This is a genomic window from Acidiphilium sp. 20-67-58 (genome assembly GCF_002255515.1).
Taxonomy (GTDB): domain Bacteria; phylum Pseudomonadota; class Alphaproteobacteria; order Acetobacterales; family Acetobacteraceae; genus Acidiphilium.
The window spans coordinates 1-26,334 of record NZ_NCAS01000031.1 but is presented as its reverse complement, the minus strand read 5'-3'; the positions used below and the strand labels follow the sequence as shown (position 1 = coordinate 26,334).

Here is a 26,334-nt window from a genome sequence, read left to right as displayed (position 1 = left end):
ATTTCCTCGCTGGTATTTGCCTCGTCCTCGCCGTCACATCTTGGATCAGTTGAGTCCAGAGCCTAGAGCATCATCCGATCAGATGGAATCATCTGATCGGTTAAAGATTCTCGACTTATCAATATGATAGAGCACTACATCCGATCCAATCGGATCGGAAAGTGCTCTAACGCTCCAGATCGGCGCCCGTGGTGTCCGGCGTCGTCAGGATCGCGTAGATCGCCAGCAGCGCATAGGCCATCACCATCAGGCCGATATAGACATAGGCGTGCGCGATGCCCGCACTGTGCAGCATGAGGCCGGCGAGGATGGGGATCAGTCCGCCGCCATAAACCTGCGAGATCTGGTAGCCGAGGCTCGCCCCCGAGGCGCGGTAACGCGTCGGGAAATTCTCGGTGTAGAACGCCGGAATGGCGCCGTAGCCGAAGCCGAACACGAAGCCGAAGCCGATGATCTCGGCAATCATCGCCATCACGAATTCATGGGTGTTGATCAGGTCGAAATACGGGATCGCGAAGACCAGGAACACCCCCGCCGAGGTCAGCAGCACGATCCGGCGGTTCAGGCGGTCGGCGAGGCGGGCGCCGAGATACATGAAAATGAACATCGAGCCTGCGGCGATCAGGCCGATGGTTTCGGCCTGTGTCGCGGTGAAGCCGACGGCCTTCATGTAGCTCGTGCCGAAGACGAAGCAGAGAAAGAACGCGCCGCTGAACATCGCGTTCACCATCGAGGTGCGCAGGATCCGGCCCGGCATTTCGCGCCAGACCTGGCTTGCCGGCAGTTCCAGCACCGCCTTGCGGGCGCGATGCCGCTCGAACACGAAGCTGTCCTCGGTGCGGGCGCGGATGACGATGCCGACGATGGCGACGAGGAAGCCGATGAAGAAGAAGATGCGCCAGCCCCAGGCGATGAAGTCCGCGTGCGACATCAGGGATTTCACCACGATCACCGAGCCGAAGCCGAGCAGCAGGCCGATCGGAATCGCGAAGCCGACCCAGGCGCCCCAGAAGGCGCGGTGCCGCGAGCGCGCCGCCTGCTCGACGACCCAGGTCGAGGCCGTGCCGAATTCGGCGCCGAAGCTGATCCCCTGGGCGAGCCGGAAGATGATCAGCAAGATCGGTGCGACTGCCCCTATCGAATCATAACCGGGCGTCAGGCCGATCAGCAGCGTGCTGACACCCATCAGCACCAGCGCATACACCATCGCGTCCTTGCGGCCGTGGCGGTCGGCGATGTTGCCGAAGATGAAGGCGCCGAGCGGGCGGATGATAATGCCGATGCCATAGACGCCGATGGCGGCGGCAATCGCGGCAAGCCCTGGCAGCTTGAAGAAGACCCCGCCCCAGACCGTCGCGGCGATGATGCCGGTGACGAGAAAGTCATACTGCTCGATCACCGACCCGATGATACTCGCAAGTGCGACCTTGAAGATCTGTTTTTCGGTGGGCGCTTCGGCCGCATTTGTCATGTTTTCCTCCCTGTTATTCATTGTTCGCATCGTCACGTATGGTGGCCGAAGTGGTCCTTGTCGCCGGGCATGTTGTCAAGCCGCGGCATCGGAGCCCGCGGCGTCTTCCCGCCCCTCGGCCGCATGCCGCAGCAGGGCGGCGAAACGCCAGATGCCGTGGACGAACTTGCCGTAGGGCATGGTCAGGAAAAACCCGAGCACGACGCCGAGATGCACGCAGAGCAGAACCGCGGCCCAGGGTGTCGCGCGCAGGGCGAGCAGGGCGAGGCCGGTCAACGCGACCAGGAACAGCGACAGCACGAAGGCGAGATCGAGCGGGCGTCCCGCCGCATCGGCGAAGTCGCGCTTGCGGCGGAACTTCTCGACCAGCAGCCCCGGCGCGCCGATGACGAGCCCGATGCCGCCGGCGGTGCCCAGCAGCACCGGCAATGACAGGAACGGATAGGGCGCGTCGCGCCCCAGCGCGTAGTGAAAGAGGGTCGCAACCGTGGTCGAGGCAAAGCAGAGGCCGAAGCCGTAGAACACCATGTGGTGAAATATCTTGCGGTGGTCGCGCGGCGCGTCCTGCGTGTCCGGGCAGCCGGCGCCGCCGCCGTCGAGATAGCGCAGCCGCGCCGCGTCATGCAGCGCCGTGGCGATGGTGGTGCCGTCGATCGGTCGCGCCGCGCCGCCCGCGCGCCAGAAGCGCCTCACCCCCGCGGCGATCGCAACGACGGCATAGACAAAGGCCAGCCCGAACACCGCGACCATCATCTGGTGCGACATGAGGCGATAGAACGCGCCCGGTGCGGCCAGCACGCCCTTCGCCCCCGACATCGCGGGGGCGAGGACCAGCAGGAACGCCGCAATGCTGGCCAGCATGACCGCAGCGGTGACGCGGCCACCATTGAGGAAGGCGATGCCGGTCCCGCGCGGCCAGGCATGCGCCGCATAGGATTCGCGCCGCGCGGCTGCCATGGTGCGCGGCACGTTGACCGCGAATTCGTGCGGCGGCGCGAACTGGCAATCGTCGAGGCAGGCGCCGCAGCCATGGCAAAGGCTGGCAAGATGGGCGAGGGTGCCGGCATCGAAAATGGTGTGCCGCTCCATCGCTGGAAAAACCGCGCACAGCCCCTCGCAATAGCGGCAGGAATTGCAGATCGTCATGATCCGCCCGGCCTCGGCGAGCGCAGAGCCGGCCTTCATTTCAGTTCCGCCCATGGCGCGCGGCCTCCCGTCCCGCAATCCTGCCGAACACGCTGCCGATCGTCATGCCGATCCCCGCGGCATAGCCGCGGCCGAGCACGTTGCCGGCCATGATCTCGCCGGCGGCGAACATGTTGGCCGCCGGTCGCCCGTCCTGCATGCGGATCCGGGCGTTCCGGTCCACCCGCACGCCGAGATAGGTGAAGGTGATGCCGGGGCGGACCGGATAGGCATAGAAGGGCGGGGTATCGATCCGCCGCGCCCAGTGGGATTTCGGCGGCTCCAGGCCTTCGGTGCGGCAATCGTCGAGCATGGTGTGATCGAACGTCCCGTCGCGGACGGCGGCGTTGAACCCGGCGAGCGTGGCCTGAAAGCGCGCCGGGTCCAGCCCGAGCCGCTCCGCCAGCGTGCCGAGATCATCCGCCTGCACCGGCGGAAACAGCGATGGCATGAACAGCCCGAGGGATTTGGCGTCGAACACGATGTAGCCGATCTGCCCGGGCTGGGCGGCGATCAGGCGGCCCCAGATCGCATAGCGCTTCGGCCAGACATCCTCGCCCTCGTCATAGAAGCGTTCGGCGTTCGCATTGACCACCACGCCGAACACCACGCAATCCAGCCGGGTGATGATGCCGCCGTCGAATCGCGGCGCCCGCGCATCGATGGCGACGGCGTGACACTGCGTCGGGTCGCCGACCGGCATCGCCCCGGCGTCCAGCAGCAGGCGCAGGACGGTGCCGCGGTTATAGGGTGTGCCGCGGATCAGGAAATTGTCAGCCGCCGGCCCCCAGGACTCCCTGAGCCACTCCGTGTTCGCCTCGAATCCGCCGGCGGCGGCGATCAGCGTGCGCGCGCCGATGGTCACGGTGTCATCGCCAAGGCGGACCCTGGCGGCGCGGAACACGCCGTCATCGATGTCGAGCCCGACCACCTCCGCGTCATAGGCAACGCGAACCCCGAGCGCCTCGGCGGTGCGATAGAGCGATTTCAGCATCGCGCGGCCGCCGCCGAGGAAAAAGGAGTTGGTCCGCCCGAGGCTCAGCGTGCCGCCGAGCGAGGGCTGGAACCGCACGCCCTGCTGGCCGATCCAGTCCAGCATGTCCTTCGATTCGGCGATCATGTGGCGGGCGAGGTCTTCGTCGGTCTCGCCGCCGGTGACGCGGAGCAGGTCCTGCCAGAACTCCTCCTCGGTATAGGGGCCGGTGAGAAACGCCGTCGCGCTGTCATGGGCGCAGCGCATGTTGCGCGTGTGCCGCGTGTTGCCGCCGCGATAGAATTCCGGCGCCGCCTCCAGAACCAGAACCGACGCACCGCCGCGCCGCGCGCTGATCGCGGCACAGAGCGCGGCATTGCCGCCGCCGATCACCAGCGTATCGATCGAATCGGGAAGGGTCGCGCCGTCCGCCATGGCCGACACACCTAAAGCGTGGCTTCCATCCGGTCAATATTGTATACAATGAGATGCAATCTATCGGTCCGCATCGGCATCCCGCATCGCCGCGCGCAGGATGCGGGCCTGAAATGCCGCCCGGATATGCGCCCGGGCAGCGGCCTCTGCGCCGTCGGTGTCGCGCGCCGCGATCCGTTCGAGGATCGCCCTGTGCTCCTCGACCGCCGTTGCCGCGCGCCCCGCGACAGCAAGGGTCGTGCCGCCGAGCAGGGCGAGGGACAGCCGCAGGCTTTCGAGCATGTCGTGCAGATAGCGGTTGCGCGACGCGGTCAGGATCTGGCGATGGAACAGCCGGTTGTTGAGCGCGAGGTCTTCGGGGCTGGCGATGAGGGCCGCGTCCCGCTCGACCAGCGCCGCAAGCAGGGCGATGTCGGACTCCGCCGCGTGCTGTGCCGCCATCCGCGCCGCCGCACCCTCCAGCACGGCGCGCATTTCGTACAACTCGGTCATCTGCACATCGCTGAGCGTCGCCACCATCGCGCCCTGATGCGGGGTATGGACAACCAGCCCTTTATGTTCGAGCCGTTTCAGCGCCTCGCGCACGGGGGTGCGGCTGATGCCGAAGCGTTGGGCAAGCTCGGTCTCGCGCAGTCGCGCGCCCGGTGGCAATGCGCCTCCCTCGATCGCCTTCAGCAGGCTCTCATAGGCATCCGCAGCGCTGGGGCGGTGGCGTTTGGCAGGACGATCCGGCGGTGGCGGTGCGGATGGCGATGGCTCGGGGCGTGTCATGGTCCGGACGTAGTTCAGCGCCGCGTCCGCGCCAACCCCGGCAGCGATATCACCCCTTCAATCCCCGGCCGCAATCACGCCCTTGGTGATGAGGATATTGGCATAGCGGCGGCGGTCGCCGGTCTGCACGATGGCGAAACCATCGCGGGAGTCCGCGTAGAATTCATGCCGGTCGCGCCCGCCGATACGCGCGGCGCCGATTCCCGCCGCCGCCGCGATCCGGCGGAACTCGGCCACCGCCGGCGGCACCGCCGCCGGGTCGCCCACCACCTGCATCGTCCGCAACGGCTCGGCGATGAAATCATCGATCGGCAGCACGCCGAGGATCGCCTGCAGCATCTGCCCCGACGTGGTTCCCGGCAGGACGATGAGCCGCCGCGCGCAGGTCGCCGCCGGAAAATTGGCGTCGACCACCGCGATGCTGTCGCCATGCCCCATGGCGCGCAGCGCGTGCAGCAGATCGGCGGTGAGAAGCGGATCGATGCCGATGAGCAAGACGGTATCCTCCTTGGATGACAGGCGAGGGGGGAGCCATCGTTCGCCTGCGGACACCGCCCGTCAAGCCGGCCCGCGGACGGGCCGGCGCGGCGTCAGGCGATCGATTCGCCGTGCAGCACCTCGTCCAGGCCCTGCCGCTCCTCGTCGCGGTTCACCCGCAGACCCACCAGGCGCTGGGTCACGAAGAGAATCCCGGTAGTGACGATGCCGCAATAGACGATGGTGGCGGCAACCCCGAGCGCCTGGATGCCAAGCTGGTGCAGCCCCGGGCGGACCGCGCCGCCCGAAAGCGGGGCAAAGGCGAGCAGCCCGGTCGCCAGCGTGCCGAGAATGCCGGCGACGCCGTGCACGCCGAAGGCATCGAGCGAATCGTCATATCGCAGGCGGATCTTCACCACCGTCACGGCCCAGAAACAGACGATGCCGGCCGCGATGCCGAGCAGCAGCGCCGGTCCCGGCAGCAGGAAGCCGGCCGCCGGGGTGATCGCGACGAGGCCGGCGACGGCGCCGGAAATCGCGCCCAGCACGGTCGGCCGCCCGAGATGCGCCCATTCGATCGCGGTCCATGACAGGGTCGCACCCGCCGCGGCCATCTGGGTGACCAGCACCGCCATGCCGGCGTTGGGATTGGCGCCGCCCGCCCCGCCCGAATTGAAGCCGAGCCAGCCGACCCAGAGCAGGGAGGCGCCCATCACCGCATAGGACAGGTTCCACGGCATCATGTTGTCCTGCCCGAACCCGAGGCGGCGGCCGAGATAAAGGGCGCAGACCAGGCCGGCGATGCCGGAATTCACCTCCACCACCGTGCCGCCCGCGTAATCCGCGAGGCCGAGCCGGTAGAGCCAGCCGGCCGGGCTCCAGACCCAATGCGCGATCGGCGCATAGACGAGCAGCGACCACGCGGCCATGACGATCAGCAGCGCCGAAAATTTCATCCGCTCGGCGAAACTGCCGGTGATCACCGCCGGCGTGATCACGGCGAAGGTCAGCTGGAACATGACGAACACGCTCTCCGGCACCCGCATGTGCACCGCCCCGGGCAGGCCGGCGCCGAGGGTGAAGGGCTGGTTCCAGTCGCCCGCCAGGTTGTTGAGCAGAACATCCCCAAGGCCGCCGATGAAGCCGTTGCCGTTGGAAAACGCGAGGCTGTAGCCGACGACGAGCCAGAGAACCGTGACGCTGGCGCAGATGATCACGCTCTGCATCATGATCGACAGCACGTTCTTCTTGCGGACCATGCCGCCATAGAACAGCACGAGGCCCGGAATCGTCATCAGCAGGACGAGGACCGAACTGACCAACATCCAGGCAGTATCGCCCGCGCTCAACCCGGTTTGTGCCGCTTTTGCGGGCAGACAAACACATTGAAGCGCGAGCACAAGGGCTCCCGCTGCCAACAAACGCCGCTTCATGGCGACCTGCTCCTTTTTTATGCCGTCCGTTGCCCGGTTCGGCTGATCCGTGTGACCCGGGGTCACAAGCAGAAAATGTGCCAAGCCTGCCTGCGGAAATCGCCCTTGCCGGTGAAAAATGCTTGACGGATCGGGGCGATCCGCCAAGGCTGTTTGTCGTGGAATCTTTGTCTCGAACCGTCGCGCCCGAAATCTCATTGGCATGAGTCCGCGCATCACGGGGCCGACAGGCACGACCGATCACCGCAAGGAAGACGCTTCATGAAAGACCGCCCCGCTTATCGGCGACTGGCAGCCCCCATCGGCCTCGCGATCTCCATCGCCGTATCACTGACGGGGTGCGGCACCCAGGCAAGCAATCGCCTCGGCGGCGGCGCGGCCGGCGGAGCCGCGACGGGCGCGACCTTTGGCCTCATCGGCGGGCCGATCGGGGTTCTGGTCGGCGGTGCGGTGGGGGGCGGCATTGGCGCGCTGACCGCGGCCAACACGACGCCGAAGCAGGTCAATCTCGGCAATCCGCCCTGGGCCGGTGGCGGTGCTGCATCGGGCGCACAGGGGAACACGCAGACGGGGGCGTCAGCCGCGGGGCAACCACAATCGCTGGAACCGGCGGCGCCGGCGTCCTCGTATCAGAGCGGCGCGACTGGCAGCGTGCAGGCCCAACCCCTCGCACCGCCGCGTTGAGTGTGTGTCCGGCGGCGCAAACAAGCGCCACCGGCCAGATATTTATCCGGCGCAATCAAGCGCCGTCGGCTAAACATTCATCAGGCGCGATCAGACGCCGCCATTCACATATTCACGCAGGCTGCGGACCTCGTGGGTCTGCACCTCGATCAGCGACTTGACGACGTCGCCAATGCTGACGACGCCGATCAGCTTCCCGCCATCGACGATGGGCAAATGGCGGAACCGGCCGTCGGTCATCAGGTTTTCGGCTTCGAGCACGGTGGTTGCCGGTGTCGCCGTCGTCGGCGCGCGGGTCATCAACTGGCTCGTCTGCATGTCGAGCGTCGCCGCGCCATTGGCGGCGAGGCTGCGCACCACGTCGCGTTCCGAGAGAATGCCGAGCAGGTCGTTCTCGACGGATTGCACCACCACCGCGCCGATCCGCTTCTCCGCGAGCAGGGCGACGACGTCGCGAATGCGCGTCTCGGGCTGGACCGAGATCAGCGCCATGGGTTTCTGTTTCAGAATGGCAGCCATTGTTGTCATTGCGATCCTCCCGTGAAAGCCCGTGCCGCAGGGAGAGACGGCGATCAGGCCACGCTGGTGCGAGAGTATGGCAACGCGTTAACCGATATCAACTGAATTGCTCGGGCTTGCCCGATTTTCATGATTCCCCGTCTTGTGCCGCGGCGATCCACGCCTGCTGGCCGGCAACGATCGCCAGCTCGTCGGCGCCGTGGCGCAGGGTGGCGCGCAGCAGCGCGGTCATGGATGCGGAAGCCGCCGCCAGCGCCTTGTCGAGCCGGCGCACCGGCAGGTAATGCGCGAGGAACAGGGCGGCGAAGGCATCGCCCGCGCCGGAAAACCGCCCGGCGAGCTGCGGCACCGCGATCTGCCGCGGGCCGTCGCCGTCGAGTGCCAGGATGTCGAGCATGTCGGGCGGCGTATCCGCGCCGCAGAACCCGGTGAGAATGACGGCTTTCGGGCCGAGCGCGGCCATCGCGGCGAAGGCGGATCGCCGGTCCGAGGGCGGCGATCCGGCCAGCACGCCAAGCTCGAACGCGTTGGGCAGCAGGATGTCAGCGCGCGGCACCAGCCGGTCGCGGATGGCCGCGATCAGCGCCGACGGCACATAGGCCCGGCCATGATCGCCGATCACCGGATCGCAGACATAGAGGGCGCCCGGATGGGCGGCCCGCGCGCGCGCCACCGCGTCCTCCACGACAGGGACGGCGGCCTCGACGCCGAGATAGCCGGAGACGACCGCTTCGCACCGGGCAAAGGCCCCGCGGGCGGCAAGCCCGGCGACCAGTGCCGCGAGCCGCGCCGGCTTGACCGGCCCGCCCTCCGCGCCGCCATGCCCTGGATGGTGCGACAGCAAGACGGTCGGTAGCGGCCAGACCTCGTGGCCGAGCCGTGCCAGGATGAACGCCGCACCGGAATTGCCGACGGCGCCGTTGAGCACCTGGGACTGGATCGAGAGAATCGCCATGGGCCGAGTTGGCGGCAGCGCGGGTCACCTGGCAAGGGCCGGCGGTTGCATGCCCGCCTCCCCTGGGCCATCTGACCGGACAGATTCACGATCGAAAGGGTTCCCCATGCCGCGTATCCCCAAGCTCCTGCAGCCGGTCAGCTTCCGCAGCGTCGAGGCGCGCAACCGCATCGTCGTCTCGCCGATGTGCCAGTACAGCGCCATCGACGGTCTCGGGCAGGACTGGCACATCCAGACCCTCGGCTCGAAGGCGATGGGCGGTGCCGGCATCGTCTTCACCGAGGCGACCCATACCTCGCCGGAGGCGCGGATCACCCCGTATTGCCTCGGGCTCTGGAACGACGAGCAGGAAGCCTTCATGAAGCGCGTGGTCGCGCTGATCGAGTATGGCGGCGCGGTGCCGGCCATCCAGATCGCCCATGCCGGCCGCAAGGCGAGCCAGACCCAGCCCTGGAAGGGCGATGGGTTCGTGGCGCCCGATGCCCCCGAGGGCTGGCTGCCGGTGGCGCCGAGCCCGCTGCCCTTCGCGGCCGACCGCCCGACCCCGCACGAGCTGACCACCGCCGAGATCGCCGCCATCCTGCGCGATTTCGCCGCGACCACCGCCCGCGCCCGCCGCGCCGGGTTCCGTGTCATCGAACTCCACGCGGCGCATGGCTACCTGCTGCACCAGTTCCTTTCGCCGGTCAGCAACCACCGCACCGACGCCTATGGCGGCGACCTCGCCAATCGCGCGCGGATCGTGATGGAAGCGATCGACGCGATGCGCGCGGAATGGCCGGCCGACCTGCCCTTCTTCGTGCGCCTGTCCTGCACCGACTGGATCGAGGGCGGGTTCGACGCCGACCAGGCGGTGACGCTCTGCCGCTGGCTTGCCGCGCGCGGCGATGTCGACCTGATCGACAGCTCGACCGGCGGCATCGCGCCGCACCAGAAAATCCCCTCGATCCATCCGGGCTACCAGGTGCCCTTCGCCGAACGGATCCGCCGCGAGGCCGGGATCGCGACCGGCGCCGTCGGCATGATCCGCGCGCCGGAGCTTGCCGCCGAGATCATCGCCAACGAACGCGCAGACCTCGTCTTCGTCGCTCGCGCCGTGCTGGCCGACCCGGCCTGGCCGCTGAGCGTGGCCCGGCATTTCGGCCTGCAGCCCGAACTCGTGCCGCAATATCAGCGCGCGATCGTCTGACCGGACGCTGCGTCGGGGCCTTCGCCGGAAGGGCTTGACGCGGCGCGGAGGCGGCCGGTAGAACGATGTTAGCGCTTTGTTCCCTCGTTGCGTTATCGCGTTCCCGGCCCTTCAGCCGCGCCCGGGAAGCAAACGCCGGAGTTTGTCGATGCTCACCCGCAAGCAACACGAACTGCTGGTCTTCATCGATCAGCACCTGCGCCGGACGGGCTGCTCCCCGAGTTTCGAGGAGATGAAGGATGCGCTCGATCTCAAGTCGAAATCCGGAATCCACCGGCTGATCGGCGCGCTTGAAGAGCGCGGCTTCCTGCGGCGGCACAAGCACCGGGCGCGGGCGCTGGAAGTGCTGCGCCTGCCGTCCGACGTGGTGGCGGACCGGCGGGAGACAAGTTTCGCCCCCAACGTGATCCAGGGCAATTTCGCCGCCCGCCTCCAGGGGGCCCGCGCGGCCGATCCGGCGGCGGCCATCACCCTCCCGCTCTATGGGCGGATCGCGGCGGGCCAGCCGATCGAGGCGCTGCGCGAGAACCAGAGCGAGATCGAGATTCCCGCCTCCCTCGTCGGGCCCGGAGAGCATTACGCGCTCGAGGTCACCGGTGATTCGATGATCGAGGCCGGGATCCTCGATGGCGACCTCGCCATCATCCGTCGCGGCGAAACCGCCGAAACCGGCGAAATCGTCGTCGCCATGATCGACGAGACGGAAGTGACCCTCAAGCGGCTGCGCCGGCGCGGCAACTCGACGGCGCTGGAGCCCGCCAACCCGCGCTATGAAATCCGCATCTTTCCCGCCGAGCGGGTCAAGGTGCAGGGGCGGCTCGTCGCCCTGCTGCGGCGCTACTGAACATCTTTCATACAGCCCCCCTTTGACCCCTCACCTGGGCGGGCCGATACTGGGCGCATGAACGTGTGGGGCAAGATCATCGGCGGGGTGGCCGGTTTCGCCGTCGGCGGGCCGCTCGGCGCAGTTGCCGGGGCGGCGCTCGGCCATGCGGCCGATACCGGCGATCTCGGCTCGTTCGGCGCCCGGCTCGGCCGCGCGCTGCCGCTCGACTCCGCCCGGTTCGCCGCCCTGCTCGGCCGGCGCGAGCAGGTTTTCGCGATCGGCGTCACCGTTCTCGCGGCAAAGCTTGCCAAATGCGACGGTCCGGTGGTGCGCGCCGAGATCGACGCCTTCAAGCGGCAGTTCCGGATCGACGAGGCGGCGATCCCGACGATCGGGCATCTGTTCGACCAGGCCCGCGAGGACGCCGCCGGCTTCGAGCCCTATGCGCGGCAGCTGGGCGAGAGCTTCGCCGACAATCGCCTGGCGCTGGAACAGGTGCTCGGCGCCCTGTTTGCCATCGCCCGGGCGGATGGGCCCGTGAACCCGCGCGAGGCGGACATGCTCGCGCGCATCGGCGCGCTGTTCGGCCTGGGCGAGGCCGCGCGCGGGCGGGCCTCGAACCCCTCCGGCGGCGATACCGCGGAAGACCCCTACCAGGTTCTCGGCATCGCCCGCACCGCCTCCACGCCGGCCATCCGCGCGCACTGGAAGGCGCTGATGCGCGAGAACCACCCCGACCAGCTGGCCGCCCGCGGCGTGCCGGCGGAGTTCATCGCCCGCGCGACCGAGCGTGTCGCACGGATCAACGCCGCCTGGGATGCGATCAAGCGCGAGCGCGGCGCGTGATCTCGCCAAACCACGACGCCCGGCCCGACGGCGGCCCGGTCGATCATCTGGTGCTGCACTATACCGGGATGCGGTCAGGCCGGGCGGCGCTGGAACGGCTGTGCGATCCTGCGGCAAAAGTGTCGTCGCATTACCTCATCGAGGAAGATGGCACGATCCACGCGCTGGTGCCGGAACCCCGGCGCGCCTGGCACGCCGGGATCAGCTTCTGGCGCGGCGCATCCGCCCTCAACGACCGCTCGATCGGCATCGAAATCGTCAATCCCGGCCATGAATGGGGCTATGTCCCGTTCCCGCCGCGGCAGATCGATCGCCTGATCGGGCTCTGCCGGGACATCATCGCCCGGCACGAGGTGCCGCCTCGCAACGTGGTCGGCCATTCCGACATCGCGCCGGACCGCAAGCAGGACCCGGGCGAGCTGTTTCCCTGGCCGCACCTCGCCGCCGCCGGGATCGGCCTGTGGTCCGACGCCACCGCCGATGGCGCCGATATCCTCGCCGAACTCGCCGCGATCGGCTACGACACGTCCTTGCCGGCGGCGATCGTGGTGGCGGCGTTCCAGCGGCGGTTCCGCCCCGCGCGGGTCGATGGCGTCGCGGATGCCCAGACACGCGGCCGGGCGGCGGCGATCCGCGCCCTGTTCGAGGCCTCATCCCGCCATTGACCAAACCCTGCCGATCGCCCAAGAAGCTCGGGCCAGACGGTTGGACGGCCGCCGTGCCGCTTGCGGTGCGGAGGAAAGTCCGGGCTCCATGGAATGACGGTGCCGGCTAACGGCCGGCGGGGGCGACCCCAGGGAAAGTGCCACAGAAAACATACCGCCAGCACGCCTCGGCCTGCCGGCAAGGTTGAAAAGGTGCGGTAAGAGCGCACCGCGTTCCCGGCAACGGGAGCGGCAGGGAAAACCCCACCGGGAGCAAGACCGAATAGGGGCGGCCGGCGGCGTGAGCGATCATGGCCGCGAAGGGATTCCGCCTTGTCGCCCGGGTTGGTCGCGCGAGGCGCGCAGCGATGCGCGTCCCAGATGAATGGCCGTCCAGCGTCCGCAAGGATGTGGACAGAACCCGGCTTACAGACCGTCTGGCATTTTCCCGCCGCGCCCCCGGCACGATTAGGCAATCCGCGCCGCTTCTGCTAAGAAAAAGGGTGAAATCCTGACCAATGGAGTGCTTGACCGGCATGACCAGCAACGCCGACTCGACCGCCGTTCCCGCTTCCGACGAGACGGCCGGTTCCGACCTTGCCACCGAGAACGCCTATGACGCCGGCTCGATCAGCGTGCTGCGCGGGCTCGATGCGGTGCGCAAGCGCCCCGGCATGTATATCGGCGACACCGATGACGGCTCCGGCCTGCATCACATGGGTTTCGAGATCATCGACAACGCGGTGGACGAGGCGCAGGCCGGCTTTGCCGACCGGGTCGACGTCGTGCTGAACGGCGACGGGTCGATGACCGTGACCGACAATGGCCGCGGCATCCCGACCGACATCCATGCCGAGGAAGGCATCTCCGCGGCGGAGGTGGTGCTGACGCGGCTGCATGCGGGCGGCAAGTTCAACCAGAATTCCTACAAGGTTTCCGGCGGCCTGCACGGCGTGGGCGCCGCTGTGGTGAACGCGCTGTCGGAATGGATGGATGTGCGGATCTGGCGCGAGGGCCGGGAGCATTTCATCCGTTTCGAGAATGGCGACACCGTCGCCCCCCTCGCGGAGACCGGCCCGTCCGGGCACGCCACCGGCACATCGGTGACCTTCAAGCCCTCCGCCGCCACCTTCACCCGCACCGAATTCGATTTCGCGATTTATGAACGCCGGCTGCGCGAACTCGCCTTCCTGAACTCCGGCCTGACGATCACCCTGCGCGACGAGCGGCACAGCACCCCGCAGGACGCCCATTTCCGCTACGAGGGCGGTCTCGTCGAATTCGTCTCCTGGCTCGACCGCTCGAAGACGCAGCTCTTCACGCCGCCCATCGCCACCTTCAGGGACGATACTTCGGCGGGCATGAAGGTCGAGTTCGCCCTCGCATGGAACGACACCTACCACGAGACGATGCTCTGCTTCACCAACAACATCGTCCAGCGCGATGGCGGCACCCATCTCGCCGGCTTCCGCTCGGCGCTGACCCGGGTCGTCTCGAAATACGCCGAGAGCATCGGCAAGAAGGACAGTCTCTCGCTCTCCGGCGAAGACATGCGCGAGGGCCTGACGGCGGTTCTCTCGGTCAAGGTGCCCGATCCGAAATTCTCCTCGCAGACCAAGGACAAGCTGGTCTCCTCCGAGGTGCAGCCGCTGGTCCAGGCGGCGGTGGCCGACACGCTCGAACACTGGTTCGAGACCCACCCGAAGGAAGGCAGGCTGATCGCCCAGAAGGTGATGGACGCCGCCTCCGCCCGCGAGGCCGCGCGCAAGGCCCGCGAACTGACCCGCCGCAAGGGCGTGCTCGACATCTCGACCCTGCCCGGCAAGCTGGCCGACTGCCAGGAACGCGACCCGGCGAAGTCGGAAATCTTCATCGTCGAGGGTGACTCGGCGGGCGGCTCGGCCAAGCAGGGGCGCGACCGCAAGACCCAGGCGATCCTGCCGCTAAAGGGCAAGATCCTCAATGTCGAGCGCGCGCGGTTCGACCGCATGCTGGGCTCGGCCGAAATCGGCACGCTGATCACAGCACTCGGCACCGGCATCGGCCCGGCCGAGCCGGAGCAGGGCGGGTTCGACATCTCGAAGCTGCGCTACCACCGCATCGTCATCATGACGGACGCGGATGTCGACGGCTCGCATATCCGCACCCTGCTGCTCACCTTCTTCTTCCGCCAGATGCGCGAACTCATCGAGCGCGGCCATCTCTATATCGCGCAGCCGCCGCTCTACCGCGTGAAGCGCGGCAACGAGGAGCGCTACCTGAAGGATGACGACGCGATGGAGGCCTTCCTCTTCGAGCGCGCCCAGGCCGAGGTGACGATCGAGGGGATGGATCTCGCGCTGGAACTGCCATTCATGCGCGAGGCGGCGCGGCGCATCGTCGATCTCGCGCGCGACATTCCGGTCGCCTATGTCGAGCAGGCGGCCATCGTCGGGCTGCTCAGCGCGGCGCCGGAGACCGTGGCCGATCTCGCCCCGGTTCTCGCAGCACGGCTCGACTCCATCTCGCTGCCGAACGAGCGCGGCTGGGTCGTCGCGGTCGACGCGCAGGGCGTGACGATGGCCCGCACGGTCCGCAGCGTCGCCGAGCGCTACACGATCGACCTCGCGATGCTCCGCTCGACCGATGCGCGATGGCTCGCGGAACGCGGCAGCCGGCTTGCCGGCGACTTCGCCGCCGGCCTGCACCTCGTCCATGGCGCGCAGACGCTGCCGGTGCGCGGGCCGTCCAGCCTCATCGAGCAGCTCTTCGCGATCGGGCGCAAGGGCCTGTCGATCCAGCGCTTCAAGGGCTTGGGCGAGATGAACCCCGACCAGCTCTGGCAGACCACGCTCGACCCGACGGTCCGCCGCCTGCTCCAGGTGCGCATCGGCGATGCCGAGGACAGCGACCAGATCTTCTCCACGCTGATGGGCGACGTGGTGGAACCGCGCCGCGAATTCATCGTCGGCAATGCGCTGAAGGTGGCCAATCTCGACGTCTGACCCAGGATTGGCCGCGCGCCATGCACGCTCGTCCCGCATGAGGCGCGGTGCCGCGCGCAGGGCGGAGGCGGGCTGAGCTTGGGGTTCATTTTCGCCGTTCTGGTCATCGATTCGATCGGCTTCGGCCTCGTCGCCCCGATCCTCCCCGATCTCGTGGAACATCTCTCGGCCACGCCGACCTCGCAGGCGGCCCTCTGGGTCGGCGTGCTGAGCATGACCTTCGCGGCGACGCAGTTCTTCGCCGCCCCGGTGCTCGGCCAGCTCAGCGACCGGTTCGGCCGCCGCCGCCTCATCCTCGTCTCCCTCGCCGGCAGTGCGGCGAATTATCTCCTCCTCGCCTTCGCGCCCAACCTGCTCTGGCTCTTCGTCGGCCGGCTGGTCGCCGGTGCGACGGCCGGCAATGTCTCCGCCGCCAGCGCCTATATCGCCGACATCACGCCGCCGGAGCGCCGCGCCCAGCGCTTCGGCCTGATCGGCGCCGCCTTTGGCCTCGGCTTCACCACCGGCCCGATGATCGGCGGCTTTCTCGGCGCGATCGACCTGCGGCTACCCTTCCTGGTCTCGGCCGGGCTGGTCGGGGTCAATGTGATCTATGGCATTTTCGTCCTGCCCGAATCATTGCCGCCGGAGCGGCGGCGGCCGTTTCGCCTGCGCGAGGCGACGCCGCTCGGCGCGATGCGGCTGTTCACCGCCGCCCCGCATCTGTGGCGCCTCGCCGCGGCGTGGAGCGTGCGATGGTTCGGCCTCGGCGCGATCCAGGCGGTGTTCGTTCTCTATGCCGCGCTGCGCTTCGGCTGGGGGCCGCGCGAGAGCGGCGTCTATTTCGCCTGTATCGGTCTCGCCTCGACCATCGTGCAATTCGGCCTCGTCCGCCGGGCGGTGACGTGGTTCGGCGAGCGCGGCGCCGCCTTCGTTGGCTTCGCCTGCAACGCCGCCGCCTATCTGATCTTCGGCCTCGCGCCGACGGCGGCCTGGCTGTTCGCCGGGGTTGGGCTGATGGCGCTGGGCTCGATCGCCAATCCCGCGATCCGCAGCATGCTCTCGCGCGGCGCACCGCCCGACCAGCAGGGGCGGATGAACGGCGCGCTATCCTCGATCGAGGGGCTCACCGCGATCGTCGCCCCGCTGACCGGCGCTGCCGTGTTCGAGGCGTTCAGCGGCGGTCTGCCGTGGCGCTTTCCCGGCGCGCCGTTCGTGATGGTGGCGGTGATGCTGGCCGGCGCCGCCCTGCTGGTCTGGTCGGTGAAGCCGGTTCAGGCCGCGCCCGAGATCGCGCCCAGCCCGGCGCGCAGCTGAGCGGCCATCGCCGTCCACGCCGCCACCGGATCGGCGGCTGTCCCGATCTCCCCCGCCTCCCGGCGCGCGCACCAGCGCCGCAGCGCCGCCACCAGCGCGTCGGCATCCGGCGGGCAGAGGATCGCCTGCGGCGCATCCCGCAACTGTTCGGCGAGACCTCCGACATCGGTGGCGATCACCTGTCGTCCCAGGGCGAGGGCCGCCGCGGCCACGCCGGACTGGCTCGCCTGCCGGTAGGGCAGCACCAGCGCATCCGCATCGCCGATCAGCTGCGACAGCTCGGCCTCGGGAATCCAGCGCCGGTCGAGCGTGACATGCGCCATCGCCGCGAGCCGGCTCAGCTCGGCTGAATCCGGACCATTGCCGGCGACATGCAGCCCGAATCCCGGGTCGGGGCCGAGGCGTTCCATCGCCTCGCAGAGCAGGTCGAGCCCCTTGTAAGGCAGCAGCCGGCCGAACATCAGCAGCCGCGGCCGTCCGCCATGTGCGAAGGGTGCGGCCGGCATCGCGCCATCGCCTACCGGCATCGGCGGAAGCGTGAGGGTGAGAACCCGCAGGCCGGGGCGGACCGCGCCGGATTCGTGCAACTCGTCGGTCACTGCCTGGCTGAGCGTGACCAGCAGGCCCGCGCCGCGCAGCAGCCGCGCCTGGTTCACCAGCCGGAAGCTCAGGCTTTCGCCGGGGTGGCAGACCGCGTCATGCACGATGATCGCGTAAGGCACGCGCAGATTGGCGACCATCAGGCGGTCGAGCACCGCGGGCATGGCACACAGGGCGGCATCCGGGGCAATCCGCGCGAGCCCGGCGCGAACGCCGCGCCCGGCGAAGGGCAGGGTCGCCAGCCGCGCCAGCGCGCCGCCGGCGCTCGAATATGTCGGATACCGCCAGGCGCAGTCCGGCGCGTCTGCCTCGCCGAGGATTTCCGCCTCCGCCGAGAGCGACAGCACGGATTCGGTTGCCGGCAGGCGGCCAAGCGCCGCGTGGAGCAGCGCGGCGAAGCGTGGCCCGGCGCCGCGCCGCCCCCATTGCCAGGTGAGAATCCTCATCGGATGCCGGATGCGGCGAGCGCATCGCGCACCGGCGCATCGCCGAGCGCGCGCGTCGCCATCTCCCGCCCGCGCGCGGCGAGTGCCGCCCGAGCGGAGGGATCGTCGGCGAGCTGCCGCAGCAATACGGCCGCATGCCCGAAATCCGGCTCGGCCCAGCGGCTGCCCTGCAGCCGGTAGGTGCCGCGCGGGTCGTTCACCGGCACCAGATCGTATTTCACGAGGGCAGCGCTCTCCGCGTCCATGAAACTCATGTTACCGGACCAGCCGGTCGTCACCACCGGGCGGCCGAGCAGCATCGCCGTGGCCGGGATGAGCCCGAATCCCTCGGCGCGATGCAGCGACATCACGATGTCGCTCGCCGCGATCAGCCCGCGCAGGGCGGGCTCTGGTATGGTCTCGTCGATCACCCGGATATTCGGCGCATCCGCGACCATCGCCCGGATTTCCGCGCGATCCCCGGGATACAGCGAGGTGCCGGACAGTTTGAGCACCAGCACCCGGTCACGGCGGTCGCCGAAGGCGGCGCGGAAGGCGCGGATGGCGCCCTCGGGGTTCTTGCGCACGCGGCTGGAGGCGAGATTGAACACGACGAGCACCACCAGCGCGCCTTCGGGCAGGCCGAAATCGCCCCGCCCGCCTTCGATGCGCGGCGGTGGCAAGGCGGCGAGCGGGTAGGGCACGACGCGCACGCGCCCCGGCGCCAGGGGCTCGAACGCCTCGGCGCAGAAGGCGGACGGCGCCCAGATCTCGTGGACGAATTTCGCCCCCACATGCCAGGCGGCCGGCACCGCCGGCAGTTCCCACACGAACAGGCCGATCACCCTGCGCCCCTGCATCAGCGCGCGCGGCCAGCGGGCGAGGCCGACGGGCAGGATCGGCGCGTTCACCACCGCGAGCATCGCCGCCCCGGCGGGCGGCAGCGCGCCCGGCGCCGGCGTGACGCTGGGCAGGCCGAGCTGGAGCGTGCCGCGCCCCACGCCGATCTGGCGGAACACCGTATCCATGATCCGGCTGGTCTCGGCGAGGCCGTTTGCCCCGTCGAGATCCCCGGCCACCACGATCCCCTCGCTCGCTGCCGGCGGCACGCGGTCGGGCCGGCCGGCGATGAGGCCCGCCACCCGCGTCATGGCGCGGCGCCGCGTCTCGGCCGGCAACAACCGCCATGCGCGATGCGCCAGCCCCAGCGAAGCTCTCTCCATCCATCCCCCGATCGTGGCCGCACCATCCGGCCGCTCCGGGGGCATATCAAATTCGGGCCGGACATGATATCGCCGGCCACGACCGAAACTCCCGGAGCGCGCCCCCGCGCGCTTCGACGCTGAATCATGGATTTTCTGATGGCCGGACATTCGCAATTCAAGAACATCATGCACCGCAAGGGCGCGCAGGATGCGCGGCGCGCCCGGCAGTTCGCCAAGCTGATCCGCGAGATCACGGTATCGGCCAGAACCGGCCTGCCCGACCCCGCAGCGAATCCGCGGCTGCGCGCGGCGTGTGCCGCCGCCCGTCAGGCGAACATGCCGCGCGACACGATCGAGCGGGCGATCAAGAAGGCGGCCGGCGGCACTGGCGGCGACGACTATGCCGAGGTGCGCTACGAGGGCTATGGCCCGTCCGGCATCGCGATCATCGTCGAGGCGCTGACCGACAACCGCAACCGCACGGCCTCCGACGTGCGGGCAGCCTTCTCGAAACATGGCGGTGCGCTGGGCGAGACCAATTCCGTCGCCTTCATGTTCGACCGCATCGGCCTGATCCGCTATCCCGCCGCCGCGGCGAGCGCGGACGACATGCTCGAGGCCGCGATCGAGGCCGGGGCGGACGATGTGCAGAGCACCGATGAGGCCCACGAAATCATCTGCGCGGTGGAAAGTTTCTTCGCCGTGCGCGATGCGGTGGAGCAGAAATTCGGCGAGCCCGAAGCCGCGAAGCTCGACTGGCGGCCGACTACCAGCACGCCGCTCGACGAGGATGCGGCCCGCAGCGTGATGAAGCTGATCGACGCGCTCGAGGAGAGCGATGACGTGCAGAACGTCTACGCCAATTTCGAAATTCCCGACGAGGTGATGCAGACGCTGTCCGCCTGACCGGACGGGGAACGCCGAATCCTATATATATTGTGGATATGCCGATTCGCGCGCGCATCATCGGGATCGATCCCGGCCTTCGCTTCACCGGCTTCGGCATCATCGATGTCGATGGCAACCGGCTGCGGCACGTCACTGACGGGGTCATCGCGACCGATGGCGCGGCGGCGGTGGCCGAGCGGCTGCACACGCTGGACGCCGCCCTCGCCAAGCTGCTCGCGACCTATGCGCCGGACCATGCGGCGGTCGAGGAAACCTATGTCAACCGCAACGCGACCGCGACGCTCAAGCTCGGCTATGCCCGCGGTGTTGCCCTGCTCGCCCCGGCGCGGGCGGGCATCGCGGTTGCGGAATATGGCGCCAAGACGGTGAAGCGCGCCGTGGTCGGCACTGGGGCCGCCGAAAAGGACCAGGTCGCCCTGATGGTGCGCCGTCTGCTGCCCGGAGCGGCAATCACCCGCGCCGATGCGGCGGATGCGCTCGCCGTCGCCATCTGCCATGCCCATCATCTCGCCACCGCCAGCCGGGTGCCGGCGGCATGATCGGGCGGCTCTGCGGCACCGCCGAGCAGATCGAGGACGGGCGCTGCCTGATCGATGTGAACGGCGTCGGCTACGTGGTGCTCTGCTCCGCGCGCAGCCTCTCCGGCCTGCCGGCGCCGCCCGCCCGCGCGACGCTGCTCGTCGAAACCCAGGTCCGCGAGGATGCGATCACCCTGTTCGGCTTCATCGATGCCGCCGAGCGCGACTGGTTCCGCCTGCTCACCACGATCCAGGGCGTGGGCGCGAAAGTGGCGCTCAACCTGCTTTCGGCGCTTCCGCCGGACCAGCTCGCCAGCGCCATCGCTGCCAGCGACCGTGGCGCCATCACCCGCGCCCCCGGCGTCGGCCCGAAGCTCGCCGCAAGGCTGATTTCGGAGCTGCGCGAGCGGATCGCCGCGATGCCGACCGGCTCCACCTTCGTCCCGACAGGAGCGGCCCCGCCGATCGCCCAGCCGCAGGGCAAGCTGGCCGACGCGCTGTCCGCCCTGGTCAATCTCGGCTATCGCCGCGCCGAGGCGGAGGCCGCGCTGGCCGCAGTCGTGGCCGAGGCCGGCGATGACGCATCGCTGGATGCGCTGATCCGCGGCGGGTTGCGGCGGCTCGCCCGATGAGCGGGGGCGAGGACAGGGCGCTGCTCTCTGGCGCGCGCGATGCCGAGGACGGGCCGGAAGCCGCCCTGCGGCCGCAAACTCTCGCGGAATTCACCGGGCAGAAAGCGAGCCGAGAAAATCTTGCGATATTCATCGCCGCGGCGCGCGGCCGGGGCGAATCGCTCGACCACGTGCTGCTGCACGGCCCGCCGGGGCTGGGCAAAACCACGCTGGCGCAGATCATCGCCCGCGAGATGGGGGTGGGTTTCCGGGCGACCTCGGGGCCGATCATCCAGAAATCGGGCGATCTCGCCGCCATATTGACCAACCTGCAACCGAGGGACGTTCTGTTCATCGACGAGATTCACCGCCTGCAGCCCTCGATCGAGGAGGTTCTCTATCCCGCGATGGAGGATTTCGTGCTCGACCTGATCATCGGCGAGGGGCCGGGCGCGCGGTCGGTCCGGATCGATCTGCCGCGCTTCACCCTGATCGGCGCGACCACGCGTTCGGGCCTGCTCGCCAATCCGCTGCGCGACCGGTTCGGCATCCCGTTGCGGCTCGTGTTCTACACGCCCGAGGAGCTGCGCCTGATCGTCACCCGCGCCGCCGCTTTGCTGGAGATGGACATCACGGCGGATGGCGCGGCGGAAATCGCCCGCCGCTCGCGCGGTACGCCGCGGATCGCCGGCCGGCTGACGCGGCGGGTACGCGATTTCGCCGCCGTCGCGGGCACGGCGACGGTGGACCGTGCAGCGGCCGACGCGGCGCTGACGCGGCTCGATGTCGACCTTCGCGGACTCGATGCGATGGACCGTCGCTATCTCCGGCGCATCGCCGAGCATCACAATGGCGGGCCGGTCGGCATCGAGACCCTGGCCGCGGCCCTTTCCGAGCCGCGCGATACGCTCGAGGACGTGATCGAACCCTATTTGATCCAGGAAGGTTTCGTCATCCGCACCCCGCGCGGCCGGATGCTGGGACGCGAGGCCTGGGCGCATCTCGGCCTGCTGCCGCCCGCCGCCGCCCCCGGGCAGGCGGACCTGCCGTTCGAGCCATGAACGAGACCGCGAACATGCTGGAAAACGCGCTGCATGGCGGCGAGCACCGTCTCGGCGTGCGGATCTATTTCGAGGATACCGATGCGGGCGGCATCGTCTATCACGCCAATTACCTCCGCTATGCCGAGCGGGCGCGGTCCGAAGCTCTGCGTTCGCTGGGGGTGCCACACGCGGAAATGGTAGCAGTCCACGACCGTATGTTTGTGGTGCGGCATGCGGAAATCGACTATGAGCGGCCGGCGCGGCTCGACGACCTGATCACGGTGGCAACACGGGTGCGGCAGGTCTCTGCCGCAACCGTCATGCTCGACCAGACGATCCGGCGTGGCGACGAGACGCTGGTGCGGATCGGCCTCCTTCTTGCCTGCGTGGACAGGGCAGGGGGGCGGGCGGTTCGCTTGCCGGCGGACATGCGCGCTGCCCTGATGCGGATGCACGAGGCGGGCGTGCCGGGCGGCGAAACAGGTGACGGCCAGAGGGCCGTGGAAGGGGACTGAAGGTGGATCAGGCTGTGAACACGACCGGGCTCGCGACGCCTGGCTCAGATCTGTCGCTGCTGGGCATGTTCCTGCATGCGGGATTTGTCGTGCAGGTGGTCATCATCCTGCTGCTGGCCGCCAGCGTGTGGGTCTGGGCCATCATCATCGAGAAGTCGCTGACGATCCGCAAGATCAACCGCGCTGCCGATGCGTTCGAGGACAAGTTCTGGTCCGGTCGCAGCCTCGACGAGCTCTACGACCAGGAAGGGGCTGAGCCCGATCATCCCATCGCCGCCGTCTTCGGCGCCGCGATGGGCGAATGGCGCCGTTCCAGCCGGATCGCCGGCGCGGATATCGCGCGCTCCAGCGTTTCCGCCCGCATCGACCGGGCGATGGATGTCACCACCATGCGCGAGATGGAGCGGCTCGAGCGGAACATGATCTTCCTCGCCTCGATCGGCTCGGTCGGCACGTTCGTCGGCCTGTTCGGCACGGTCTGGGGCATCATGCACTCGTTCTCGGCGATTGCGGCGATGCACAACACCAATCTTGCCGTGGTGGCGCCGGGCATTGCCGAGGCGCTGTTCGCCACCGCCATGGGCCTCGTCGCCGCGGTGCCGGCGGTTCTCGCCTACAACAAGCTCTCGACCGACCTGACGCGAATCGCCAGCCGGCTCGATGCCTTTGCTGCCGAATTCAGCGCGATCCTGTCGCGTCAGGCCGAGGAGCGCGCCTGAGATGGCCGGGGGCGTGATCGAGCGCAAATCCGGCAGCCGCCGCGGCCGCTACCGGCCGATGTCGGAGATCAACGTCACGCCGATGGTCGACGTGATGCTGGTGCTGCTGATCATCTTCATGGTGACCGCGCCGCTGATCACCTCCGGCGTCACCGTCAACCTGCCGCACGCGAACGCGAAGCCGGTGAATTCCGACGCGACGCCGATCACCATCACCGTCAAGGCCGATGGCAGCGTCTACCTGCAGAATTCCGCGGTCCCGCTCGACAATCTGGTCGCCACCCTGCAGCAGATCGCCAAGCACAATACCGACCGCCGCATCTTCGTGCGCGGCGACACGGCGGTGCCCTACGGCACCATGCTGAAGGTCATGGCGACGATCACCAATGGCGGGTTCAACAAGGTCGCCCTGCTTGCCCAGCAGCCGACCGCGGCAAAACGCTGATCCCGGTAAACCCGGCATCCGGCGCGCGCATCGATTGAGGCGGGACCGACCCATGGAACCAGAGCTTCGGCGGGGAGCGATCGTCTCGGCAATCGTCCATCTGGCGATCGTGCTGCTGCTCGTTGCCGTTCTGCCGCGGGAAAAGCTCGACGCGCCGGCGGCGGAAGCCGTTGACGTGACGCTGGTCGGCAACGCGGCGCCGCAGCAGGCCCTGCACAAGGGCAAGGTCGCCGCCCCGGCCAAGACCAGGACCGTGCACAAGGCGCATCTCACAGTGCAGAAGCCGACCCCGCAGCCGAAAGTGGCGCCGCCCCCGCCCCCGCCCCCGCCGCCGCCGGCACCGCACAACACGCCCAAACTGCCGCAGCCGCCATCCCCGCCGCCGCCGCCGCCGCCGCCCACACCGGCGCCGACGCCGATTCCCACGCCACCGCCGCCGCCGCCGCAGCGGCCGCACAAGCCGACCCCGCAGAAGCCGGCGAAGAAATTGCCGCTGCCGCCGAAAAAGACACCGCCCGCGCCGGCGGAAAAAAGCCCGACCAGCCAGAAGCACACGGTGAAGACCCCGGTGCCGATGAGCCAGTCGGTGCTGAACACGCTGGCGAAGCTGCGGTCACTGCAGAAGCAGAAAACCCCGCCGACCGCCCGCTACAACCCCGAACAGGGCGGTGCGCCGCATGGCGGCGGCTCGAAGATGAGCACGGCCAATTCCGGCCTGTCGGCGTCGCAGCGCAACGCCATCGCCAACACGGTCCGCCCCTGCTGGGGGATCGACGCCGGGGCGCCGGGCGTGCGGAAGTTCAGCGTTCTGCTCCAGGTCGTGACCGATGCGTCCGGCATCGTCCGCGAGGCGCAGGTTGCGCCGCAGGACCAGGGCAAGCTGGGCGATCCGCTGTTCGCAGCCTTCGCCAACCGGGCGGTGGACGCGGTTAAGAACTATCAATGTGCCAAGCTGCCGCTGCCGTCCTATATGCTCGGCTCGGTCCACACATTCATTTTCAGGTTCACGCCCTAGCATTCAAAGCGTTTCAGGATAGAGGTCCTTCATGACGATCCGCCGTCCGCAGCCAACCGCTCACCCACGCCTTCCGGAAACCACGATCGAACGCCTGAAGCCGCTTTCGCGCCGCCTCCTGATGGGCGCCGGCGCCGCGGGCCTCGTGCTGCCGCACTTCGCCCGGGCGCAGAGTGCCTCTAACGGCCCCGGCGATGCGATCAACGTCTCCGGCGCGCACAATGCGCCGATCCCGATCGCGCTGCCCTCTTTCACCGATGCCAGCGGCAATACCTCCGATCTCGGCGCGCAGATTGCCCAGATCGTCACGTCGGATCTCGACCATTGCGGCCTGTTCCGCGCGATCGACCAGGCGAGCTTCGTGCCGAATTCGGTGGTCAACAGCATTCCGGTCTGGAACAACTGGAGCATTCTCGGTGCCCAGGCCCTTGTCACCGGACAGGTGACGAACCAGGGCGGCGGGCAGATCCGCGTCGAATACCGGCTGTGGGGCATTTCCCAGCAGAAGCAGCTCCAGGGCACCGCCTACACCACCGCGACCAACAACTGGCGCCGCATCGCCCACATCATCGCCGACGACATCTACCAGCAGATGATCGGCGAGAAGGGCTATTTCGACACCCGCGTTGCTTTCATCTCGGTCGCCGGCCGGCCGACCAATCCGGTCCGCCGCATGGCCGTGATGGATTACGACGGCGCCAATGTGCGGTTCCTGACATCGGGCCGGAACATGGCGCTGTCGCCGCAGTTCAACCCGTCGCGCCAGCAGATCGCCTTCGCCAGTTTCGAGAACGGCCAGCCCCAGGTCTATCTGTTCGACCTGCAGTCCGGGGCGCGCACCAATATCGGCTCGTTCGGCGAGATGAGCTTCGGCCCGCGGTTCAGCCCCGACGGTTCGGCCCTGCTGTTCTCCGTCTCGAAAGGCGGCGGGACGATGATCGTGAAATACGATCTTGGCAGCCGCAGGATGACGCCGCTGACCGATGGGAATTCGATCAACGTCACCCCGTGCTACAGCCCGGATGGCACCAAGATCGTGTTCAACTCCGATCGCGACGGCCCTGGCGACCAGCAGCTCTTCGTGATGAACGCCGATGGCTCGAATATCCAGCGGATCTCCTACGGCCATGCGCGTTATGCGGAGCCGGTCTGGTCGCCGCGGGGCGACATGATCGCCTTCACGCGGCTTGATTCGGGCGGGTTCGGGATTGGCGTGATGAAGCCGGATGGCTCGGGCGAACGCCTGCTTTCGCAGGGATATCTCGAGGAATCCGCAACCTTCTGCCCGAACGGGCGGGTCATCATGTTCTATCGCCAGAGGCCGCTCAGGATCGGCAATGTCTCGCATCTGGTGACCATCGGCGTCGACGGGTTCAACGAGCGGATCACGCCGACCCCGACCAATGCCGAAGACCCGTCCTGGGGACCATTGCTATCCTGACCCGCTCCCGCCGCGGGGCGTGAGGCACCTGCCTCATGCTCCTGTGGCTCCGGTCAGGTACCCGCCCGGTCTAGAGCACGTTCCGATCCAACCGGATCGGAAAGTGCTCTAGGCTCTGGACTCAACTGATCCAAGATGTGACGGCGAGGACGAGGCAAATACCAGCGAGGAAATTTCGTGCGGTTTTGTCATATCGTGTG

At 68.4% G+C, this 26,334-nt stretch carries 26 protein-coding genes and 1 other RNA gene; 17 read left to right on the top strand and 10 right to left on the bottom strand.

What is annotated here, in order from left to right; genetic code table 11:
* Positions 1 to 166 precede the first annotated feature (166 nt).
* From B7Z76_RS12415 to B7Z76_RS12390, 6 genes are all read right to left on the bottom strand, one after another.
* On the bottom strand, positions 167 to 1,471 hold the full coding sequence (locus B7Z76_RS12415; RefSeq protein ID WP_291344254.1) for an MFS transporter: 1,305 nt from the start codon (positions 1,469 to 1,471) through the stop codon (positions 167 to 169).
* A 75-nt stretch (positions 1,472 to 1,546) separates the two neighbouring features.
* Positions 1,547 to 2,671, bottom strand: a complete 1,125-nt coding sequence (gene tcuB, locus B7Z76_RS12410) for a tricarballylate utilization 4Fe-4S protein TcuB (protein ID WP_291344252.1) — start codon at positions 2,669 to 2,671, stop codon at positions 1,547 to 1,549.
* Positions 2,658 to 4,064 (bottom strand): FAD-dependent tricarballylate dehydrogenase TcuA, encoded by a 1,407-nt coding sequence (tcuA, locus tag B7Z76_RS12405; protein ID WP_291344250.1) that lies wholly within the window; start codon positions 4,062 to 4,064, stop codon positions 2,658 to 2,660. The genes tcuB and tcuA overlap by 14 nt, the downstream gene beginning before the upstream one ends.
* A 60-nt stretch (positions 4,065 to 4,124) precedes the next feature.
* The gene (locus B7Z76_RS12400) at positions 4,125 to 4,835 is read right to left on the bottom strand and encodes a GntR family transcriptional regulator (protein ID WP_291344248.1); all 711 of its coding nucleotides are present in this window, start codon (positions 4,833 to 4,835) and stop codon (positions 4,125 to 4,127) included.
* A gap of 57 nt (positions 4,836 to 4,892) precedes the next feature.
* Positions 4,893 to 5,330 (bottom strand): RbsD/FucU family protein, encoded by a 438-nt coding sequence (locus tag B7Z76_RS12395; protein ID WP_291344246.1) that lies wholly within the window; start codon positions 5,328 to 5,330, stop codon positions 4,893 to 4,895.
* 95 nt (positions 5,331 to 5,425) lie between these two features.
* A complete protein-coding gene (locus B7Z76_RS12390) occupies positions 5,426 to 6,745 on the bottom strand; it encodes an ammonium transporter (RefSeq protein ID WP_408736373.1) in 1,320 nt (439 codons plus the stop codon).
* A 261-nt stretch (positions 6,746 to 7,006) separates the two neighbouring features.
* Between B7Z76_RS12390 and B7Z76_RS12385 the strand changes: the two genes are divergently transcribed.
* Entirely contained in the window at positions 7,007 to 7,429 is a 423-nt protein-coding gene (locus B7Z76_RS12385) for a hypothetical protein (protein ID WP_174503269.1), read from the top strand.
* Positions 7,430 to 7,519: 90 nt separating this feature from the next.
* Here the strand turns inward: B7Z76_RS12385 and B7Z76_RS12380 are convergent, their stop codons facing one another.
* Together B7Z76_RS12380 and pdxY are read right to left on the bottom strand one after the other, a co-directional pair.
* Complete coding sequence (locus B7Z76_RS12380) at positions 7,520 to 7,957, bottom strand: CBS domain-containing protein (protein ID WP_174503268.1); 438 nt, start codon at positions 7,955 to 7,957, stop codon at positions 7,520 to 7,522.
* 118 nt (positions 7,958 to 8,075) lie between these two features.
* Entirely contained in the window at positions 8,076 to 8,903 is an 828-nt protein-coding gene (pdxY, locus tag B7Z76_RS12375; protein WP_291344241.1) for a pyridoxal kinase, read from the bottom strand.
* A 106-nt stretch (positions 8,904 to 9,009) separates the two neighbouring features.
* Here pdxY and B7Z76_RS12370 point away from each other — a divergent pair, with 106 nt between their 5' ends.
* From B7Z76_RS12370 to B7Z76_RS12340, 7 genes are all read left to right on the top strand, one after another.
* A complete protein-coding gene (locus tag B7Z76_RS12370; protein WP_291344239.1) occupies positions 9,010 to 10,092 on the top strand; it encodes an NADH:flavin oxidoreductase/NADH oxidase in 1,083 nt (360 codons plus the stop codon).
* Between the two features lie 148 nt (positions 10,093 to 10,240).
* Positions 10,241 to 10,936, top strand: coding sequence for a transcriptional repressor LexA (gene lexA / locus B7Z76_RS12365; RefSeq protein WP_174503265.1), 696 nt, complete (start codon positions 10,241 to 10,243; stop codon positions 10,934 to 10,936).
* A 57-nt stretch (positions 10,937 to 10,993) separates the two neighbouring features.
* A complete protein-coding gene (locus tag B7Z76_RS12360) occupies positions 10,994 to 11,764 on the top strand; it encodes a TerB family tellurite resistance protein (RefSeq protein ID WP_174503264.1) in 771 nt (256 codons plus the stop codon).
* Positions 11,761 to 12,429, top strand: coding sequence for an N-acetylmuramoyl-L-alanine amidase (locus tag B7Z76_RS12355; RefSeq protein ID WP_174503263.1), 669 nt, complete (start codon positions 11,761 to 11,763; stop codon positions 12,427 to 12,429). Before B7Z76_RS12360 ends, B7Z76_RS12355 begins: the two co-directional genes overlap by 4 nt.
* A gap of 32 nt (positions 12,430 to 12,461) precedes the next feature.
* Positions 12,462 to 12,853: RNase P RNA component class A (gene rnpB, locus B7Z76_RS12350), an RNA gene on the top strand.
* Between the two features lie 91 nt (positions 12,854 to 12,944).
* Entirely contained in the window at positions 12,945 to 15,392 is a 2,448-nt protein-coding gene (gene gyrB, locus B7Z76_RS12345) for a DNA topoisomerase (ATP-hydrolyzing) subunit B (RefSeq protein WP_174503262.1), read from the top strand.
* A gap of 78 nt (positions 15,393 to 15,470) precedes the next feature.
* Positions 15,471 to 16,688: a TCR/Tet family MFS transporter gene (locus tag B7Z76_RS12340; protein WP_174503261.1), complete on the top strand. Its 1,218-nt coding sequence runs from the start codon at positions 15,471 to 15,473 to the stop codon at positions 16,686 to 16,688.
* Here B7Z76_RS12340 and B7Z76_RS12335 read toward each other — a convergent pair.
* Entirely contained in the window at positions 16,646 to 17,734 is a 1,089-nt protein-coding gene (locus B7Z76_RS12335; protein WP_291344234.1) for a glycosyltransferase, read from the bottom strand. The genes B7Z76_RS12340 and B7Z76_RS12335 overlap by 43 nt on opposite strands.
* Positions 17,731 to 18,936: a glycosyltransferase gene (locus B7Z76_RS12330; protein WP_291344232.1), complete on the bottom strand. Its 1,206-nt coding sequence runs from the start codon at positions 18,934 to 18,936 to the stop codon at positions 17,731 to 17,733. Before B7Z76_RS12330 ends, B7Z76_RS12335 begins: the two co-directional genes overlap by 4 nt.
* A 138-nt stretch (positions 18,937 to 19,074) precedes the next feature.
* On the opposite strand from B7Z76_RS12330, the gene B7Z76_RS12325 reads away from it, so the two are divergent.
* The 9 genes from B7Z76_RS12325 to tolB are packed head-to-tail and all read left to right on the top strand — an operon-like array spanning position 19,075 to position 26,134.
* Positions 19,075 to 19,824, top strand: coding sequence for a YebC/PmpR family DNA-binding transcriptional regulator (locus tag B7Z76_RS12325; RefSeq protein ID WP_291344230.1), 750 nt, complete (start codon positions 19,075 to 19,077; stop codon positions 19,822 to 19,824).
* A 38-nt stretch (positions 19,825 to 19,862) separates the two neighbouring features.
* Complete coding sequence (gene ruvC, locus B7Z76_RS12320) at positions 19,863 to 20,366, top strand: crossover junction endodeoxyribonuclease RuvC (RefSeq protein ID WP_174503257.1); 504 nt, start codon at positions 19,863 to 19,865, stop codon at positions 20,364 to 20,366.
* Positions 20,363 to 20,977 carry a Holliday junction branch migration protein RuvA gene (ruvA, locus tag B7Z76_RS12315; protein WP_174503256.1) on the top strand — a complete coding sequence of 205 codons (615 nt, stop codon included), beginning with the start codon at positions 20,363 to 20,365 and terminating at the stop codon, positions 20,975 to 20,977. The genes ruvC and ruvA overlap by 4 nt, the downstream gene beginning before the upstream one ends.
* Complete coding sequence (gene ruvB / locus B7Z76_RS12310; protein ID WP_174503255.1) at positions 20,974 to 22,017, top strand: Holliday junction branch migration DNA helicase RuvB; 1,044 nt, start codon at positions 20,974 to 20,976, stop codon at positions 22,015 to 22,017. The genes ruvA and ruvB overlap by 4 nt, the downstream gene beginning before the upstream one ends.
* Positions 22,014 to 22,514: a tol-pal system-associated acyl-CoA thioesterase gene (ybgC, locus tag B7Z76_RS12305; protein ID WP_174503254.1), complete on the top strand. Its 501-nt coding sequence runs from the start codon at positions 22,014 to 22,016 to the stop codon at positions 22,512 to 22,514. Before ruvB ends, ybgC begins: the two co-directional genes overlap by 4 nt.
* A 2-nt stretch (positions 22,515 to 22,516) precedes the next feature.
* A complete protein-coding gene (tolQ, locus tag B7Z76_RS12300; RefSeq protein WP_174503253.1) occupies positions 22,517 to 23,233 on the top strand; it encodes a protein TolQ in 717 nt (238 codons plus the stop codon).
* Position 23,234: 1 nt separating this feature from the next.
* A complete protein-coding gene (gene tolR, locus B7Z76_RS12295; protein WP_174503252.1) occupies positions 23,235 to 23,678 on the top strand; it encodes a protein TolR in 444 nt (147 codons plus the stop codon).
* Between the two features lie 52 nt (positions 23,679 to 23,730).
* Entirely contained in the window at positions 23,731 to 24,693 is a 963-nt protein-coding gene (locus B7Z76_RS12290) for a hypothetical protein (RefSeq protein ID WP_201712605.1), read from the top strand.
* 31 nt (positions 24,694 to 24,724) lie between these two features.
* Positions 24,725 to 26,134 carry a Tol-Pal system beta propeller repeat protein TolB gene (gene tolB, locus B7Z76_RS12285; RefSeq protein ID WP_174503251.1) on the top strand — a complete coding sequence of 470 codons (1,410 nt, stop codon included), beginning with the start codon at positions 24,725 to 24,727 and terminating at the stop codon, positions 26,132 to 26,134.
* The last annotated feature ends 200 nt before the right edge of the window (positions 26,135 to 26,334 follow it).

Bases quoted from the DNA above. Each gene is read 5' to 3' on its own strand.
- B7Z76_RS12415 (WP_291344254.1), bottom strand. From the start codon at position 1,471: ATGACAAATGCGGCCGAAGCGCCCACCGAAAAACAGATCTTCAAGGTC.
- tcuB (WP_291344252.1), bottom strand. From the start codon at position 2,671: ATGGGCGGAACTGAAATGAAGGCCGGCTCTGCGCTCGCCGAGGCCGGG.
- tcuA (WP_291344250.1), bottom strand. From the start codon at position 4,064: ATGGCGGACGGCGCGACCCTTCCCGATTCGATCGATACGCTGGTGATC.
- B7Z76_RS12400 (WP_291344248.1), bottom strand. From the start codon at position 4,835: ATGACACGCCCCGAGCCATCGCCATCCGCACCGCCACCGCCGGATCGT.
- B7Z76_RS12390 (WP_408736373.1), bottom strand. From the start codon at position 6,745: ATGAAGCGGCGTTTGTTGGCAGCGGGAGCCCTTGTGCTCGCGCTTCAA.
- B7Z76_RS12385 (WP_174503269.1), top strand. From the start codon at position 7,007: ATGAAAGACCGCCCCGCTTATCGGCGACTGGCAGCCCCCATCGGCCTC.
- B7Z76_RS12380 (WP_174503268.1), bottom strand. From the start codon at position 7,957: ATGACAACAATGGCTGCCATTCTGAAACAGAAACCCATGGCGCTGATC.
- pdxY (WP_291344241.1), bottom strand. From the start codon at position 8,903: ATGGCGATTCTCTCGATCCAGTCCCAGGTGCTCAACGGCGCCGTCGGC.
- B7Z76_RS12370 (WP_291344239.1), top strand. From the start codon at position 9,010: ATGCCGCGTATCCCCAAGCTCCTGCAGCCGGTCAGCTTCCGCAGCGTC.
- lexA (WP_174503265.1), top strand. From the start codon at position 10,241: ATGCTCACCCGCAAGCAACACGAACTGCTGGTCTTCATCGATCAGCAC.
- B7Z76_RS12360 (WP_174503264.1), top strand. From the start codon at position 10,994: ATGAACGTGTGGGGCAAGATCATCGGCGGGGTGGCCGGTTTCGCCGTC.
- gyrB (WP_174503262.1), top strand. From the start codon at position 12,945: ATGACCAGCAACGCCGACTCGACCGCCGTTCCCGCTTCCGACGAGACG.
- B7Z76_RS12335 (WP_291344234.1), bottom strand. From the start codon at position 17,734: ATGAGGATTCTCACCTGGCAATGGGGGCGGCGCGGCGCCGGGCCACGC.
- B7Z76_RS12330 (WP_291344232.1), bottom strand. From the start codon at position 18,936: ATGGAGAGAGCTTCGCTGGGGCTGGCGCATCGCGCATGGCGGTTGTTG.
- B7Z76_RS12325 (WP_291344230.1), top strand. From the start codon at position 19,075: ATGGCCGGACATTCGCAATTCAAGAACATCATGCACCGCAAGGGCGCG.
- ruvC (WP_174503257.1), top strand. From the start codon at position 19,863: ATGCCGATTCGCGCGCGCATCATCGGGATCGATCCCGGCCTTCGCTTC.
- ruvA (WP_174503256.1), top strand. From the start codon at position 20,363: ATGATCGGGCGGCTCTGCGGCACCGCCGAGCAGATCGAGGACGGGCGC.
- ruvB (WP_174503255.1), top strand. From the start codon at position 20,974: ATGAGCGGGGGCGAGGACAGGGCGCTGCTCTCTGGCGCGCGCGATGCC.
- ybgC (WP_174503254.1), top strand. From the start codon at position 22,014: ATGAACGAGACCGCGAACATGCTGGAAAACGCGCTGCATGGCGGCGAG.
- tolR (WP_174503252.1), top strand. From the start codon at position 23,235: ATGGCCGGGGGCGTGATCGAGCGCAAATCCGGCAGCCGCCGCGGCCGC.
- B7Z76_RS12290 (WP_201712605.1), top strand. From the start codon at position 23,731: ATGGAACCAGAGCTTCGGCGGGGAGCGATCGTCTCGGCAATCGTCCAT.
- tolB (WP_174503251.1), top strand. From the start codon at position 24,725: ATGACGATCCGCCGTCCGCAGCCAACCGCTCACCCACGCCTTCCGGAA.